The sequence below is a fragment of the Prescottella equi genome (assembly GCF_002094305.1).
Taxonomy (GTDB): Bacteria; Actinomycetota; Actinomycetes; order Mycobacteriales; family Mycobacteriaceae; genus Prescottella; species Prescottella equi.
Map to the genome: position 1 here is coordinate 744,050 of NZ_LWTX01000001.1, position 13,316 is coordinate 757,365.

Here is a 13,316-nt window from a genome sequence, read left to right on the forward strand (position 1 = left end):
GCTCCCGCATGCCCGCGGCCGACGAAGGAACGACGTAGATGAGTATCGAGATCTCCAACGAATCGGGGATGGAAGTCTCCGACGAGGATTTGATCAGCGTCGCCCGGTTCGTGATCGCGCGCATGGACGTGCATCCCGCGGCGGAGCTGTCGATGGTGCTCGTGGATTCGGGGACGATGGCCGACCTCCACATGCGGTGGATGGATCTGCCCGGTCCCACCGACGTCATGTCCTTCCCGATGGACGAACTCGAGCCCGGTGGACGGCCGGACGCCCCGGAACCCGGCCCGTCGATGCTCGGCGACATCGTGCTGTGCCCGTCGTTCGCGCTCGAGCAGGCCGAGAAGGCCGGGCACTCGCTCGATCACGAACTGGCGCTGCTCACCGTGCACGGCGTCCTGCACCTCCTCGGCTACGACCACGCCGAGCCGGAGGAGGAGAAGGAGATGTTCGGCCTGCAGAACCAGTTGCTGGCCGACTGGTACGAGGACCTGCGACGTGCCGAGCGCGAGGCGCAACTCGCGGCGCGCGATCAGCAGCTGCTCGGCAAGGCCGGCTTCTTCGACGGCACCGAGCAGTGACGCTCGGCGGACGGTGATCGACACGTGAACGACGCAGTCGTCCTGGTGCTCGTCGCTGTCGTGCTGGTGCCGCTCGGCGGTCTCTTCGCGGCGCTCGACGCGGCGCTGAACACGCTGTCACCGGCGCGCGTCGAGGAGATGGCGAAGGACGAACGGCCGGGAGCGATGCGGCTGGTCCGGATCGTCTCGGACCGTCCGCGGTACGTCAACCTCATGGTGCTGCTGCGGATCCTGTGCGAGATCGCGGCCGCGGTCCTGCTCGCGGGGGCGCTGATCGACCTGCTCGGCCCCATGTGGGGTATGGCGGTGACCATCGTGGCGATGGTCCTCGTCGACTACGTGGCGATCGGTGTGGGGCCACGCACCCTGGGCCGGCAGCACGCCTACCCGTTGGCGTTGGCGGCGGCGGTTCCGCTCGGTGCGCTCGGCACGCTGCTCAGCCCGGTGAGCCGGCTGCTGATCCTGGTGGGTAACGCACTCACCCCGGGCCGGGGATTCCGGGCCGGCCCGTTCGCGTCGGAGATCGAGTTGCGCGAGCTGGTGGACCTGGCGCAGGAGCGCGGCGTCGTCGCCGACGAGGAACGCCGGATGATCCAGTCGGTGTTCGAACTCGGCGACACCTCGGCACGCGAGGTGATGGTGCCGCGCACCGAGATGGTGTGGATCGAGGCCGACAAGACGGCCGGGCAGGCGACGACGCTCGCGGTCCGCAGCGGCCACTCCCGGATCCCGGTGATCGGCGAGAACGTCGACGACGTCCTCGGCGTCGTGTATCTCAAGGACCTGGTGCAGCAGACGTACTATTCGTCCGACGGCGGCCGCAGTGTGAAGGTGGCGCAGGTGATGCGCCCGGCGGTGTTCGTGCCCGATTCGAAACCGCTCGACAGCCTGCTCGCCGAGATGCAGCGCGACCGCAACCACATGGCCGTGCTGGTCGACGAATACGGCGGCATCGCCGGGCTGGTGACGATCGAGGACGTGATCGAGGAGATCGTCGGTGAGATCGCCGACGAGTACGACACCGACGAGACTCCGCCGATCGAGGATCTCGGTGACGGCACGTACCGGGTTTCGGCCCGGCTGCCGGTCGAGGATCTCGGTGAACTGTTCGACGTGGAGATCCCCGGCGACGAGGTCGAAACCGTGGGCGGGTTGCTCGGCTACGAGCTGGGCCGGGTACCGCTGCCCGGCTCGCAGATCGAGACGGCCGGGTTGCGGATGCGCGGTGAGGGCGGCGCGGACGTGCGGGGTCGGGTGCGGATCAGCACCGTGCACGTCGAACGGATACCGGACGAACACCGCGACACCGGCCAGATGGACGAAGACGGAAACGTGAACCAGGAGTGATATGACCGACAACGAATTCCGTTCCGGCTTCGTTTGTTTCGTGGGCCGACCCAATACGGGCAAGTCGACGCTGACGAACGCGCTGGTCGGCGAGAAGATCGCGATCACGTCGTCGCGCCCGCAGACGACACGCCACACCATCCGCGGCATCGTGCACCGCGACTTCGCCCAGTTGATTCTGGTCGACACCCCCGGCCTGCACCGGCCGCGCACGCTGCTCGGTCAGCGCCTCAACGACCTGGTGCGCGACACCTACTCCGAGGTCGACGTCATCTGCCTGTGCATCCCGGCGGACGAGAAGATCGGCCCCGGCGACCGGTGGATCCTCGAGCAGGTCCGTCAGATGGCGCCCAAGACCAAGCTGGTCGGCATCGTCACCAAGATCGACAAGGTCAGCAAGGACGGTGTCGCCGCGCAGCTGATGGCGCTCTCCAAGCTTCTCGGCCCCGAAGCCGAGGTGATCCCGGTGTCGGCGGTCTCCGGCGAGCAGGTCGAACTGCTGGTGAAGGTCCTCGCCGGTCTGATGGAGCCCGGTCCGGCGTTCTACCCCGACGGCGAGCTCACCGACGAGCCCGAGGAAACGCTCATGGCCGAGCTCATCCGGGAAGCGGCGCTCGAGGGTCTCGGCGACGAATTGCCGCACTCGCTGGCCGTCGTCATCGAGGAGGTGCGCGAGCGTGAGGGGCGCACCGAGAAGCAGGGTGAACTTCTCGACGTCCACGCACTGCTGTATGTCGAGCGGCCCAGCCAGAAGGGCATCGTGATCGGTAAGGGTGGGGCCCGGCTGCGGGAAGTCGGCACTGCGGCCCGCAAGCAGATCGAGAAGCTGCTCGGCGTCAAGATCTTCCTGGAACTGCACGTCAAGGTCGCGAAGGACTGGCAGCGCGACCCGAAGCAGTTGGGGCGCCTCGGCTTCTAGCGTCCGTCGCTTTGGTTCTCGTCGTGCCGCTCTCCCGGTCGGGGGAGCGGAACGACTGTTTTCGGCACGACTGTTTTCGGCCCGGCGGTGCCCCGGCGCGTGCGACGATCGAACCGTCGACCTGCACAGGCCTCTCGGATCGAGAAGGTGATGTCATGGGGTTCTTCCTGATTCAGTGGGGTGTGCTGGTCCTCGGCGCCGCGGTGCACATCGCGCTCGACCGGCATCCGGAGCGGCGCACCCCGAGACGGATGTGCGGGCTGGTCGCGCTGTGGGCGGTCGTCGGCGGCGGCGTGTGGACCGTGGTCGGCGGAATCGGCCACATCGGGCCGACGTCGGACGAGATCGCCGACGGCATCGGCTACACGCAGTCGATGTTCCAGTGGGAGGTCGGCTGGGCGGACATCGCGATCGGCGCTGCCGGCGTCGCGTGCGCGTGGAAGGCCAACCGGGGCGGCTGGATGAGTGGGGCGTGTTCGTCCTGCTCGTCTCGTTCTGGGGCGACGGAATCGGCCACATCATGCAGTGGGTCGCGCACGACAACACCGAACCGATGAACGTGTGGGCGCTCCCCACGGACTTCCTGCTGCCCCTGATCGCCGTTGTCTTCCTCGTGCTGTCGCGACATGTGGGTCCACGTCATCCGCAACTGTGGCGGGGTACCGACCGTCTCGGGGCGAGGTGAGGCTCCTCGGCCCCCGTCGTCGAGTGATCCCGAGTCACGGCGCCGGGAGGAAGGCGCCCCGGATCAGTCGGAGCACCGCCACCGAGATCTCCTGTCCGCCGTCGCCGGTGGCGAGGCGGCGCAACTGCAGGCCCGCGATGACTGCCACCAGTGTGGCGGCGAGTGACTGCGGGTCCGGGATGCCGAGTGCGGTCAGGATCGTCACGGTCAGCTCGTCGTAGGCCGCGAAGCACGCGGTCGCGGCCGCTTGCAGTGCCGGGTCGCGGCCGGCCTGGATGTAGAGCTCGAACGGTGCGATCCGCTCGGCGGAGAACCCGAGATCGTGCGCGACCTGTTCGGTGACGGCCGCGGCGTCCTCGAGGCTGATCCCGTTGTCGCGGTAGCTTTCCGCGATCTCACGCAGCCGCGCGGTCTCCTCGGCCACGAAACCTGTCAGAGCGGCGTGCAGCAACTCCGACTGCGTCGCGAAGTGATAGGTGATCGAGCCCAGCGCCACGCCCGCCTCGGCTGCGATGCGCCGGTTCGTCAGCGCCGGCACGCCTTCGGTGCCGACGATCTGCAGCGCGGCCGCGAGAATGCGGTCGCGCACCGCCGTCGCCCCCATCCGTCACCACCACCGAGCGGGCCGGTGCTCGTGCCAGCGGCCGACGGTTTCGAGTTGCGCGGCAAGGGAAACCAACAGGGGTTCGGTGTTGTCGTGGCCCATCAGTTGCACCCCGATCGGCAGCCCGTCGGTGGTGAAGCCTGCGGGGACGTTGACACTGGGCCAGCCGAGGATGTTCCACGGCCACGTGTACGGACATGCCGCGGTGATCACCTTGTCGGTAGCGACACCGCCGATGCCGTCCATCGCGTCGACGCGCGGCGGGGGCGTGGCGGTGGTGGGCGCCAGGACCACGTCGTAGTCGTCGAAGATCGCGCCGATCCGCCGCCGCATCCGCGGTTCGGCGGCCCGCGCGGCGCGCAACGGCCACCCGGAGAGCAGGCGCCCGGTGCGCCCGTTGGCGCGGGTGCGCGGATCCACCAGGCTGCGATCGGGAAGGCGGTCGAGCCACACCTCGATGCCGGCCAGGGAGCGCGGAAGAAAGTTGAGGCCCAACAGGATGCCGTACTCCGGGTCGTCGACGACGACGTCGTGGCCGAGCCGGCGCAGAGTGTGCGCGGTGCGGCCCACCGCGGTCCGGATCTCCGGGTGCAACGCGGTGGGGGTGGCGGTGAACGGGATGCGAAGCGACAGCGCGATCCGCAGCCGGCCGGGATCGCGGCCGACCGCGTCGCGCACCGTGACCGGCGGTGGCTTGTGCAGGTCGCCGTCGTGGTTGCCGGCGACGACGTCGAACAGCAGGGCGGCGTCGGCGACGGAGCGGGCGAGCGGGCCGTTGACGGTGATGCCGTGGAACGATTCGGGCTCGGGCCACGTCGAGATGCGGCCTCGCTGCGGTTTGATGCCGACGAGGTGGGTCCACGCCGCCGGGATGCGGACGGAACCGGCACCGTCGGATCCGATGGCCGCGGGCACCATGCCGGCCGCGACCGCAGCCGCGCTGCCGCCGGACGACCCGCCCGGCGTGTGGTCGCGGCCCCACGGATTGCGGGTGTGACCGAACGCGCCGCCGGTGAACGGCCACTGGCCCAGTTCGGGGCTGTTGGTCTTGCCGACGATCACCGCACCGGCCGCACGTAGTCGTCGCACCACCTCGGAGTCGGCGGTCTTGGCCGGGAAGTCGCCCGGGCATCCGAACGCAGTGGGCTCACCCGTGACGTCCACGTCGTCCTTGACGGCGATCGGGACACCGAGCAGCGGGAGGCGTTCCCCGGCGGCCAGGCGGCGGTCGGCCTCGGCTGCTTCCGCGAGTGCCGCGGCGCGGCGCACGATCCGGAAGGCGTTGAGGGTGGCCTGACCGGCGTCGATCCGGTCGAGCGCGGCGGTCACCGCGGCGACGGATGTGCCGCGGCCAGTAGCCAGGGCCGTGACCTGGTCTTCGAGGCCAGGCGCGTGCTGCTCGACGCACTGTTCTCGCAGTTCCGTGCTCACTGTCGCCCCTTCACGCCGCTTCCGTTCGTTCGAACGAACAGTAACGCGTTGCAGTTTTTTTGCGGGTGGTTTCGGCGGACGCGCCTGTGGGTGAGCGTCGGTACCGCGTGGGAGACTGGGCACGTGAGGTTGTACCGGGACTATGCGGTGGTGCTGCGCCAGCACAAGTTGGGCGAGGCCGACCGCATCGTCACCCTGCTGACCCGGCAGCACGGACTGGTCCGCGCGGTCGCCAAGGGCGTGCGCCGCACCAAGTCCAAGTTCGGGGCCCGGCTCGAGCCGTTCGCGCACATCGACGTGCAGTTGCATCCCGGGCGCAACCTGGACATCGTCACCCAGGTGAGCACCGTCGACGCGTTCGGCGCCGACATCGTCGACGACTACGGCCGCTACACCACCGCGTGCGCGATCCTCGAGACCGCGGAGCGGCTGGCCGGTGAGGAGAAGGCGCCGGTCCCGCGGCTGCACAGCCTCACCGTCGGAGCGCTGCGGGCGGTGGGCGACCGGACACGGCCCGTCGAACTGATCCTCGACGCCTACCTGCTGCGGGCGATGGGCTACGCGGGCTGGGCGCCGGCGCTCACCGACTGCGCGCGGTGTGCGGCGCCCGGTCCGCACCGTGCGTTCCATGTCGCCGCCGGTGGCGCCGTCTGTGTGCACTGTCGACCGCCCGGTGCGGCCACGCCGTCGCCCGGTGTGCTCGATCTCATGGACGCCCTGGCGCACGGGCAGTGGAAGGACACCGAGCTCGCGACGCCGGCGATGCGTAGCCAGGCCAGCGGACTGATCGCCGCGCACCTGCAATGGCACCTCGAACGGCAGTTGCGCACCCTTCCGCTGATCGAACGTCACCGACCCCATGCGGCGGTCGGGGACGATGAGGCGGTCAGGCAGGATGGGGAGCGTGATTCGACGACGCGAACCTCGAGCTCAGCCTGATCGGGAGATCCGCCCGCCGTTCCCGCACCCCTCGGGCGCCCGCCCGCCCATCCTGCAGCCCGAGTTGATCCCCAACCACGTGGCGCTCGTCATGGACGGCAACGGCAGGTGGGCGCAGGATCGCGGGCTGCCGCGCACCGCGGGACACGAGCGCGGCGAGGACGTCCTGATGGACACCGTCGCCGGGTGCATCGAGATCGGCGTGAAGTGGCTGTCCGCGTACGCGTTCTCGACCGAGAACTGGAAGCGTAGCCCCGAGGAGGTCAAGTTCCTCATGGGCTTCAACCGGGACGTCATCCGGCGCCGCCGCGACGAGATGCACGAGATGGGTGTGCGGGTGCGGTGGGCGGGGCGCCGACCTCGGCTGTGGCGCAGCGTCATCAAGGAACTCGAGATCGCGGAGGAACTCACCAAGGACAACACCGTGATGACGCTGACCATGTGCGTCAACTACGGTGGCCGCGCCGAGATCGCCGACGCGGCCCGGGAGATCGCCCGTCGCGCCGCGGCGGGGGGGATCGATCCCGAGAAGATCTCGGAGGCCACGTTCGCGAAGTACCTCGACGAGCCGGATATGCCCGACGTCGACCTGTTCCTGCGACCGTCCGGCGAGCAGCGGACGTCGAACTTCCTGATCTGGCAGGCGGCGTACGCGGAACTGGTGTTCCAGGAGAAGCTGTTTCCGGACTTCGACCGCCGCGACCTCTGGGCTGCGTGCGTCGAGTATGCGTCCCGCGATCGTCGCTTCGGGGGAGTGAAGTACCAGTGAGCGCCCCCGACGCGGCCGAGGCGTTGCAGGAGCGGGCGCGGGCGGCGCTCGCGGGTTTCGTCGCCGTCGAATCCGACGACGACGGTTCCCTGCGGTTCGAGTACGGCGGCGCGTTGTGCTCGCTGCGCGCCGTCACTCTCGCCGACGGCTTGGACGTACTGTCGCTGACCGGGGTGCTGGCGTGGGACCGGACGTACACCGCGGCGCTGCTCGAGCGGGTCGCCGAGCGTAACGCGCAGGCGCAGTTCGGATCGATCAGCATGATCACGCGCGGGAATCTGGCGGACGTCGTGCTGCGCTACACCTTCCCGGCCACGGGCCTGACCGAGGCACCACTCGCGACGATGTTGCTGCTCGTGCTGTCGGGCATCGAGGACGCGCGTGGGGGACTGCTGGCGTAAGGGTTCCGCGGCCGAGTGCCGATCTTGGCCAGGGTCCGTCGTTACGGAGACGGCGTCATCTCCGGACGGTAGGCGCACCGGCATGCCGGCGGGGTCTGGTGCCACCTCGACGGTGCAGGCATTCGAATCGGCGATCGCCGCGCAGTTGTTCGTCACCGAAGCAGCTCGCGGCGAGCTCTGCCAGTCGGAGCGTGTCGTAGCCGCCGCCCACCGAAAGTCCCCCTGACTCGCGTCGCACGGCCGGCCGGTCACGTGAACGCCTCCTCGATCTCTGCGGGGACCGGACTCTGCGGCTGCGTCGGTTTCCAACTCGTGGTGCCGTCCAGGTAGACCGGGCCGGCGGCCGACGAGAGCCACAGCTGGTCGGTTCCACTCAACCAGTGCATCCGCGTGTCCGGCTCTGCCGGGACGCGTGTGACCTCGACGCCGGAACCGTCGACGACCTGGACCCACCACCGGTCGTCGTGCACGAGCCGAGCTTGCCGTCCGCTGTCCGACGTGGTTGTGGCACCGACCTGTTCGGTGATGGAAGGCATCGGGGGCACGGTGGTTTCGGCTGTCGGTTCGGTGGGCGGCGGGGTCGACTCCGGCTCCGATGGGGGAGTCGCGGGAACAGGGGGCGTCGTGGTCGAAGACGCCGGAGACTGTGACGTACCGATTGTCGGTTCGGCGTCCGAGGTCCGTGTCGGGCGTATCTGTGAAGTGCTCGGGGGCGTCGTATCGGGGGCCGAGGTCCCGGTCGTCGCGTCGGGTGCCGATCTGGTGAGAGCCGCGGCGGCGCAGGCGGTCGCAGTCCTGCTCACGGTGAGCCGCTGGGTCACGAACCCCGCGGATTCCGCGGAGCCGCTCAGGGTCCGGATCTCCGCGACCGCAGCGGTGCCGGAGAGTGTCCCGGAATCCAGGTCCGAACCGGAGACGGTGGTGTTGACCAGTTGACCGGGCTGTGCGGGAACCGAGGTCACCGTCCGCCTGAGCACGATGTTGCGGTTGTTCTCGTTACGTACCGAGACGGTGTACGTGTACGGCGGTCCCAGGTGCGGCCACGACAGGACCGCGCGTGCCGGCTGCGCCCCGGCCGGTTGGGACACACACGTCACCGACGCCGGGGGCGGAACGTACGCCGGCGAGCCGGACTGCTCGCCGCGGTTGCTGCAGAACAGGTCCTCGTTGCCCAGTCGGAGGTGCTGTGAGACGCCGATTCCGCGCCAGTCGGTGGAGACGGCGCCCGAGGAGACGGGCGGGCCGGGCAGCATCGTATGGATCTCGGCGTTGTACTGCCAGATCGCGGCGCGTGAGGGCATGCCGGCGCCGTCGATGGTGAACGACACCGGATCACCGGTCTTGCCGCTCGCGGGGGTGACGTCCCATGTGCGCCAGATCATCCCGTCCAGGTCCCGCAGAATGATCCGGTACCGGTACGGGGCGCCCAGATGCGACCACGACAGGGTGACGGGGTCCGGCCCGGAGACGCTCTTGTCGCTGCAGGTGACATAGGTGTTGGTACCGCTCGTCGCCGCAATACGAGGCACGAAGGCCGCCTTCGTTCCGAATCCGCCGGTGACCGCCGTTGCGGTGTCGGCATAGGCCGCGGCGGTGGTCGGCACCCGCACCACTCCGGTGAGCGTCAGCGTCGCCGCCGCGAGCACGGCTCCCGCCGTGAGCGCCGGGCTGCTGCCCCGTTCATCCCGAGCCCCCCGGCGGTGATCGAGCCAGTCGGGTTTGACGGCCACTGCGACCAGCAGGCCCACCAGGATCCCACCGGCGAACACGGCCGGCGGGCTCGACAACCACACCACCGCATATCCGAGTTTCTCGACGTGGAGGAAGACCCTTCCCGCGGTCTCCACGTGATACCGCTGCACGTCCTCGTCTGCGTTCGCATCTCCCTTCAGCCGCAACGTGGCTGTGTCGCCCGCAACCGCGTCCACCGCCACCACGCGGTGCGTGATCCGCTGCCCGGCCTGGTCTTCGACGCACGCTATGTCGCCCGGGTGGAGATCGGAGGCCGCCACGGTGCGCGAGAAGGCGAGTGCACCGGTGCCGATCTCGGGTTCCATGGAGCCGGAGCGGAAGATCAGTGGCTTGATCCCGAACGCCAGCGCCGCCACCGCGGCGACGATGCAGAGGCTGCCGACTACCGCGCCCACCCACAGCGCTATGCGGATCACCCGTCTCATGATTGCCTCCCGGCGGCGGCCGTGAACACCAGGCGCACTGTGTTGAGCATTTGGTTCTGCACACTCACCGGTGCGGACGGCGCCAGCCGGACGGTCACGCACAGCGCTTCCGTGCCGGTGCGCGCGGCGACGGGGCGTGGCGTGGACACCATCGGCGCGGAACCGCCGGCCGTGAGCGCGGACTCCGCGATCTTGGTGCCGCTGCAGGAACCGGCGCGTAAACCGTTGGTGGCGCCGTTGGTCGCCGCACCGCCGGAGTACGCGGCCACCACAACGTGCGCGGCGACCTCCGAGCTCCCTGTGGGGGTGGTCGCCGCCATCGTGTAGGTGAGCGGCAGAGTGCCCCTGTTCTGCACGGTCACGGCGCCCGCGACGCTCTCACCCGGCAGCAGGTTGAGCGCGGCGAGTGTGTTCAACGCCAGGGTCTTCGTGTTGTCGAGTTGAAGGTTGATCGTGCCGGTGGCGAACGTGCCGGACGTGGCTGTCGCCTTGTCGCTCCACGCGGCCAGGGTGCCCACCGCACCGATCCCGAGAAGCCCGCCGAGAGAGAGCAGTGCGCGCACCCGGATGCCGATCCGGTGCCTGCGCGGAGCGGGGAAGAGGCGCACCGGTCACCCCTTCCGGCGGACTTGGATGTCTCGGACGAGATTGAACAGGGCGTAGGCGACGAGCACGACGATGGCGCCCGCAACGGTGACGGCGCGCTTCTGCCCGGAGAGCCAGTTGTTGACGTAGCCGAGATACGGGATGCTGTACCAGACCTGTCCGCGGATCTGTTCGGTCCGTACCGGTTTCGGGTCCGGGCTGTCGTTGGCGTCGCCCTGGGTGCGGAACGAGACCTCGCCTTTCGGATTGTGGCGCACCGATATGATGCGGTGCGTCACGACATCGGGTCGACCCGATTCCAGTTGATAGGTGATCGGAGTTCCGACGGCCAGTCCGTCGATCTCGGAGGGCCGCACGATCACAAGTGTGCCGGGCGGATACGTCGGGCGCATCGATCCGGTGAGGACCGTGAACCGCTCCGCTCCCGCCACGGCCGGGATCAGGACGGTGGCCGCCAGCAGCGCGAACATTGCCAGCGCGACTACCCACCCGAGGACGCTCCGCAGCCACCGGGTGCGACTTTCGTCGGTGTCGACCGACGCCGACGCCCTCATACCGAGCTCGCTGCGAAATCGAAGGACACCGCGGTGGACACGTTGGGTGAGGCGTCCGCACCCACCGTGGCGCGCAGGCACCAGACCATCGTCTCCTGCGGTCGCAGTACCGGCGCCCACTGCGGCGCGGGTGGCGCCTGGGCGGAGGGGAGCGGCCCCTCGTAGAGCGAGGCGCCGACGGGCGGTGACGATGCGGGACAACCGCTCTCGCTCGCCACCGTCCACACCCCGAGTGTGAGCGGTAGCGACGCCGAGCTCTGCCGTGCCGACTGCAATCGATACTGCAGATCGACGTCACCGGCATTACGAACGGTCAAGGCGCGCTGCACCACCGATCCCGGCCCAAGGTCGGTGCCCCCGAAACTGGTGAACTGGTAGTTCTGAACCTGCGTCGGTAGAGCCGCACCACCGACCCGTAACGCGAGCGTGCCGGACCGGATGATGCCGCCGTCGATCCGCGTCTCACCGCGCCAGAGCGCACCCGTCTGCTCGGCTGCCCCGAACGCCACGATCGCCACCGCCGCACCGGCGGCGGCGAGCCACCTGAAGCTGCGCACTCTTCACCCCCACTGCGATTCGACTGGTCACTACGCGGGGTTCAAGTTCTGTGTGAGCGTGATCAGCACGTTGTTCAGGGTGACGCTGGTGCCCTGGGCAATCGTGCCCGAGGTTTCCGGGTCGAAGGTGAGTCGGGCTGCGATGGTGAGGGTTTCCCCGTCGTTCTGGTCGGTCACCTGTGCATCGGGTAGCACGGCTCCGCTGCTCGTGGTGGCGGTCAGAGATGTGTCGATCAGCTGCGCCTGCAGCGCCGGATCGCTGAGTTCGGAGAACATTTCGGAGGTGTCGGCGGCCAGCGTCGCCGACAGATTCGTGCCGCTGGCCGTGACCGTGCTGGTGCACGAGTACTCGAGTGTGTCGCCCGGAACGATCCGGAAATCCGGTAGGTCGACAGCGACGGACCGGCCACCGGTGACGTCGCGCCAGCCCGAGCCCGACGTAGGGGTGCACTCACTGAGTGCCAGCGTGCCCGAGGTGATCGTGCCGCCGCCCGATTCTGTCTGGTCCTGCCAGAAGGCGAACGTTCCGGCACCACCCAGCAGCAGTATGGCAGCGGCTCCGGCGGCCAACGCGGCCTTTGCTTTCCGATTCATGGTGTCCTCCCCTCCGCGCTCCGCCCCGACGATTGGCGATCGAGCGCTGTTGTGGACTACGTACCCAAACCAGTTGTTTGGTATGCACGCTTTCGTCGAATCGGATTCGACAGCGCTCAGCGCAGTGCGAGTACCTCGAGGTGGCCACGAGGTGAGGGGCTACACCGATCGACGTGTCGGAGGGCCGCGCCGTGAAGGTTCGGTCGGTCGGCGGAGTGCCGCGGTCAGCGAGCTTGCGCGCAGTCCCGACAGGTACCGAAGATCTCGACCGTGTGGCTGACGTCGGTGAACCCGTTGGTGTCGGCGATGGTCTGCGACCACTGTTCGACGGCGGGCCCGTCGACCTCCACGGTGAATCCGCAGGCGCGGCACACGAGATGGTGGTGGTGCCCGGAGGAGCAGCGTCGGTACACGGACTCGCCGGTGTCGGTGCGGAGCACGTCGACGGTGCCGGCCTCCGCGAGGGTCTGCAGCGTTCGGTACACGGTGGTGAGCCCGATGCCCTGGCCGCGTCGGCGCAGTTCGTCGTGCAGTTCCTGGGCCGAACGGAACTCGGTGATGTCGTCGAGTAGCGCGGAGATGGCGCTGCGCTGCTTGGTCGAGCGCACGCCGACCACGGCCCGGCCTGCCCGCTCGCGCTGATCGGTCGGGTCGGTCACGTTCTCGGTCATGCTTCCTCCGCGTGGGCGACGGCGTCGACGACGATGTGGGCGAGATGGTCGTCGACGAGTCGGTACATCACTTCACGTCCGTTGCGCTCGCCGTGCACGACGCCGGCGGCTTTGAGTACGCGTAAGTGCTGACTGATCAGTGGCTGGGTGACCCCGAGTGCGGCGACGAGTTCGTGGACGCAGCGCTGCGACTCCCGTAACTGCAGCACGATCGCGATACGGACCGGCGCGGCGAGGGCCCGCAGGATCTCACCGGCGGCGGTGAGCGTCTCCTTGGGCGGCAGCGGTGCCGGGGCCGTCTCGGAGCAGGCGCCGTGATCGGCGGTTCCGGGGTGCAGGTGGCCCGCGTCGGCGACACTCACGTGCGCCTCCTCCCATGCGATCGGACGGGCACCGATCGGGCCCGGACATGCCACCTTATTGCAAATCAATTCCATTTTGATATGCATGAATATGCATGTCAACCGGGCACGTGGGACGC

General features: G+C 69.0%; 18 protein-coding genes. 9 read left to right on the forward strand and 9 right to left on the reverse strand.

Going from position 1 to position 13,316, the window contains the following annotated elements; translation table 11 throughout:
* Positions 1-38: 38 nt before the first annotated feature.
* The 5 genes from ybeY to A6I89_RS25015 all read left to right on the forward strand — a co-directional run bounded on the left by ybeY (position 39) and on the right by A6I89_RS25015 (position 3,532).
* Positions 39-581 carry an rRNA maturation RNase YbeY gene (gene ybeY / locus A6I89_RS03605; protein ID WP_022596687.1) on the forward strand — a complete coding sequence of 181 codons (543 nt, stop codon included), beginning with the start codon at positions 39-41 and terminating at the stop codon, positions 579-581.
* Positions 582-605: 24 nt separating this feature from the next.
* Positions 606-1,928 (forward strand): hemolysin family protein, encoded by a 1,323-nt coding sequence (locus A6I89_RS03610; protein ID WP_005512334.1) that lies wholly within the window; start codon positions 606-608, stop codon positions 1,926-1,928.
* Position 1,929: 1 nt separating this feature from the next.
* On the forward strand, positions 1,930-2,847 hold the full coding sequence (gene era, locus A6I89_RS03615) for a GTPase Era (protein WP_005512335.1): 918 nt from the start codon (positions 1,930-1,932) through the stop codon (positions 2,845-2,847).
* 155 nt (positions 2,848-3,002) lie between these two features.
* The gene (locus tag A6I89_RS03620) at positions 3,003-3,404 is read left to right on the forward strand and encodes a DUF6790 family protein (protein WP_022596685.1); all 402 of its coding nucleotides are present in this window, start codon (positions 3,003-3,005) and stop codon (positions 3,402-3,404) included.
* A complete protein-coding gene (locus A6I89_RS25015) occupies positions 3,368-3,532 on the forward strand; it encodes a DUF6790 family protein (RefSeq protein ID WP_022596683.1) in 165 nt (54 codons plus the stop codon). The genes A6I89_RS03620 and A6I89_RS25015 overlap by 37 nt, the downstream gene beginning before the upstream one ends.
* A 34-nt stretch (positions 3,533-3,566) precedes the next feature.
* On the opposite strand, the gene A6I89_RS03625 is transcribed toward A6I89_RS25015, so the two are convergent.
* The gene (locus A6I89_RS03625) at positions 3,567-4,136 is read right to left on the reverse strand and encodes a TetR/AcrR family transcriptional regulator (RefSeq protein ID WP_022596681.1); all 570 of its coding nucleotides are present in this window, start codon (positions 4,134-4,136) and stop codon (positions 3,567-3,569) included.
* Between the two features lie 3 nt (positions 4,137-4,139).
* Positions 4,140-5,567 (reverse strand): amidase, encoded by a 1,428-nt coding sequence (locus tag A6I89_RS03630; RefSeq protein ID WP_022596679.1) that lies wholly within the window; start codon positions 5,565-5,567, stop codon positions 4,140-4,142.
* 123 nt (positions 5,568-5,690) lie between these two features.
* Between A6I89_RS03630 and recO the strand changes: the two genes are divergently transcribed.
* From recO to A6I89_RS24535, 4 genes are all read left to right on the forward strand, one after another.
* Positions 5,691-6,506 (forward strand): DNA repair protein RecO, encoded by an 816-nt coding sequence (recO, locus tag A6I89_RS03635; RefSeq protein WP_013416464.1) that lies wholly within the window; start codon positions 5,691-5,693, stop codon positions 6,504-6,506.
* Positions 6,463-7,275: an isoprenyl transferase gene (locus A6I89_RS03640; protein ID WP_044991230.1), complete on the forward strand. Its 813-nt coding sequence runs from the start codon at positions 6,463-6,465 to the stop codon at positions 7,273-7,275. Before recO ends, A6I89_RS03640 begins: the two co-directional genes overlap by 44 nt.
* The gene (locus A6I89_RS03645) at positions 7,272-7,676 is read left to right on the forward strand and encodes a YbjN domain-containing protein (RefSeq protein ID WP_022596673.1); all 405 of its coding nucleotides are present in this window, start codon (positions 7,272-7,274) and stop codon (positions 7,674-7,676) included. The genes A6I89_RS03640 and A6I89_RS03645 overlap by 4 nt, the downstream gene beginning before the upstream one ends.
* An 82-nt stretch (positions 7,677-7,758) precedes the next feature.
* On the forward strand, positions 7,759-7,902 hold the full coding sequence (locus A6I89_RS24535) for a hypothetical protein (RefSeq protein WP_157349030.1): 144 nt from the start codon (positions 7,759-7,761) through the stop codon (positions 7,900-7,902).
* A gap of 22 nt (positions 7,903-7,924) precedes the next feature.
* Here A6I89_RS24535 and A6I89_RS03650 read toward each other — a convergent pair whose 3' ends face one another.
* The 7 genes from A6I89_RS03650 to A6I89_RS03680 all read right to left on the reverse strand — a co-directional run bounded on the left by A6I89_RS03650 (position 7,925) and on the right by A6I89_RS03680 (position 13,197).
* Positions 7,925-9,853 carry a S24/S26 family peptidase gene (locus tag A6I89_RS03650; RefSeq protein ID WP_044991229.1) on the reverse strand — a complete coding sequence of 643 codons (1,929 nt, stop codon included), beginning with the start codon at positions 9,851-9,853 and terminating at the stop codon, positions 7,925-7,927.
* Positions 9,850-10,461, reverse strand: a complete 612-nt coding sequence (locus A6I89_RS03655) for a TasA family protein (protein WP_022596670.1) — start codon at positions 10,459-10,461, stop codon at positions 9,850-9,852. The genes A6I89_RS03650 and A6I89_RS03655 overlap by 4 nt, the downstream gene beginning before the upstream one ends.
* Before the next feature lie 3 nt (positions 10,462-10,464).
* Positions 10,465-11,013, reverse strand: a complete 549-nt coding sequence (locus A6I89_RS03660) for a signal peptidase I (protein ID WP_022596669.1) — start codon at positions 11,011-11,013, stop codon at positions 10,465-10,467.
* Positions 11,010-11,570, reverse strand: a complete 561-nt coding sequence (locus A6I89_RS03665) for a hypothetical protein (RefSeq protein ID WP_005512346.1) — start codon at positions 11,568-11,570, stop codon at positions 11,010-11,012. The genes A6I89_RS03660 and A6I89_RS03665 overlap by 4 nt, the downstream gene beginning before the upstream one ends.
* A 30-nt stretch (positions 11,571-11,600) precedes the next feature.
* Positions 11,601-12,164 (reverse strand): alternate-type signal peptide domain-containing protein, encoded by a 564-nt coding sequence (locus A6I89_RS03670; RefSeq protein WP_013416460.1) that lies wholly within the window; start codon positions 12,162-12,164, stop codon positions 11,601-11,603.
* A 224-nt stretch (positions 12,165-12,388) separates the two neighbouring features.
* The gene (locus A6I89_RS03675; protein ID WP_013416459.1) at positions 12,389-12,835 is read right to left on the reverse strand and encodes a Fur family transcriptional regulator; all 447 of its coding nucleotides are present in this window, start codon (positions 12,833-12,835) and stop codon (positions 12,389-12,391) included.
* Positions 12,832-13,197 carry an ArsR/SmtB family transcription factor gene (locus A6I89_RS03680; RefSeq protein ID WP_037085107.1) on the reverse strand — a complete coding sequence of 122 codons (366 nt, stop codon included), beginning with the start codon at positions 13,195-13,197 and terminating at the stop codon, positions 12,832-12,834. Before A6I89_RS03680 ends, A6I89_RS03675 begins: the two co-directional genes overlap by 4 nt.
* Positions 13,198-13,316 lie beyond the last annotated feature (119 nt).

Excerpts from the sequence above, each read along its gene's own strand:
- ybeY (WP_022596687.1), top strand. The coding sequence starts at position 39 with ATGAGTATCGAGATCTCCAACGAATCGGGGATGGAAGTCTCCGACGAG.
- era (WP_005512335.1), top strand. The coding sequence starts at position 1,930 with ATGACCGACAACGAATTCCGTTCCGGCTTCGTTTGTTTCGTGGGCCGA.
- A6I89_RS03620 (WP_022596685.1), top strand. The coding sequence starts at position 3,003 with ATGGGGTTCTTCCTGATTCAGTGGGGTGTGCTGGTCCTCGGCGCCGCG.
- A6I89_RS25015 (WP_022596683.1), top strand. The coding sequence starts at position 3,368 with ATGCAGTGGGTCGCGCACGACAACACCGAACCGATGAACGTGTGGGCG.
- A6I89_RS03625 (WP_022596681.1), bottom strand. The coding sequence starts at position 4,136 with ATGGGGGCGACGGCGGTGCGCGACCGCATTCTCGCGGCCGCGCTGCAG.
- A6I89_RS03640 (WP_044991230.1), top strand. The coding sequence starts at position 6,463 with ATGGGGAGCGTGATTCGACGACGCGAACCTCGAGCTCAGCCTGATCGG.
- A6I89_RS24535 (WP_157349030.1), top strand. The coding sequence starts at position 7,759 with ATGCCGGCGGGGTCTGGTGCCACCTCGACGGTGCAGGCATTCGAATCG.
- A6I89_RS03650 (WP_044991229.1), bottom strand. The coding sequence starts at position 9,853 with ATGAGACGGGTGATCCGCATAGCGCTGTGGGTGGGCGCGGTAGTCGGC.
- A6I89_RS03660 (WP_022596669.1), bottom strand. The coding sequence starts at position 11,013 with ATGAGGGCGTCGGCGTCGGTCGACACCGACGAAAGTCGCACCCGGTGG.
- A6I89_RS03670 (WP_013416460.1), bottom strand. The coding sequence starts at position 12,164 with ATGAATCGGAAAGCAAAGGCCGCGTTGGCCGCCGGAGCCGCTGCCATA.
- A6I89_RS03675 (WP_013416459.1), bottom strand. The coding sequence starts at position 12,835 with ATGACCGAGAACGTGACCGACCCGACCGATCAGCGCGAGCGGGCAGGC.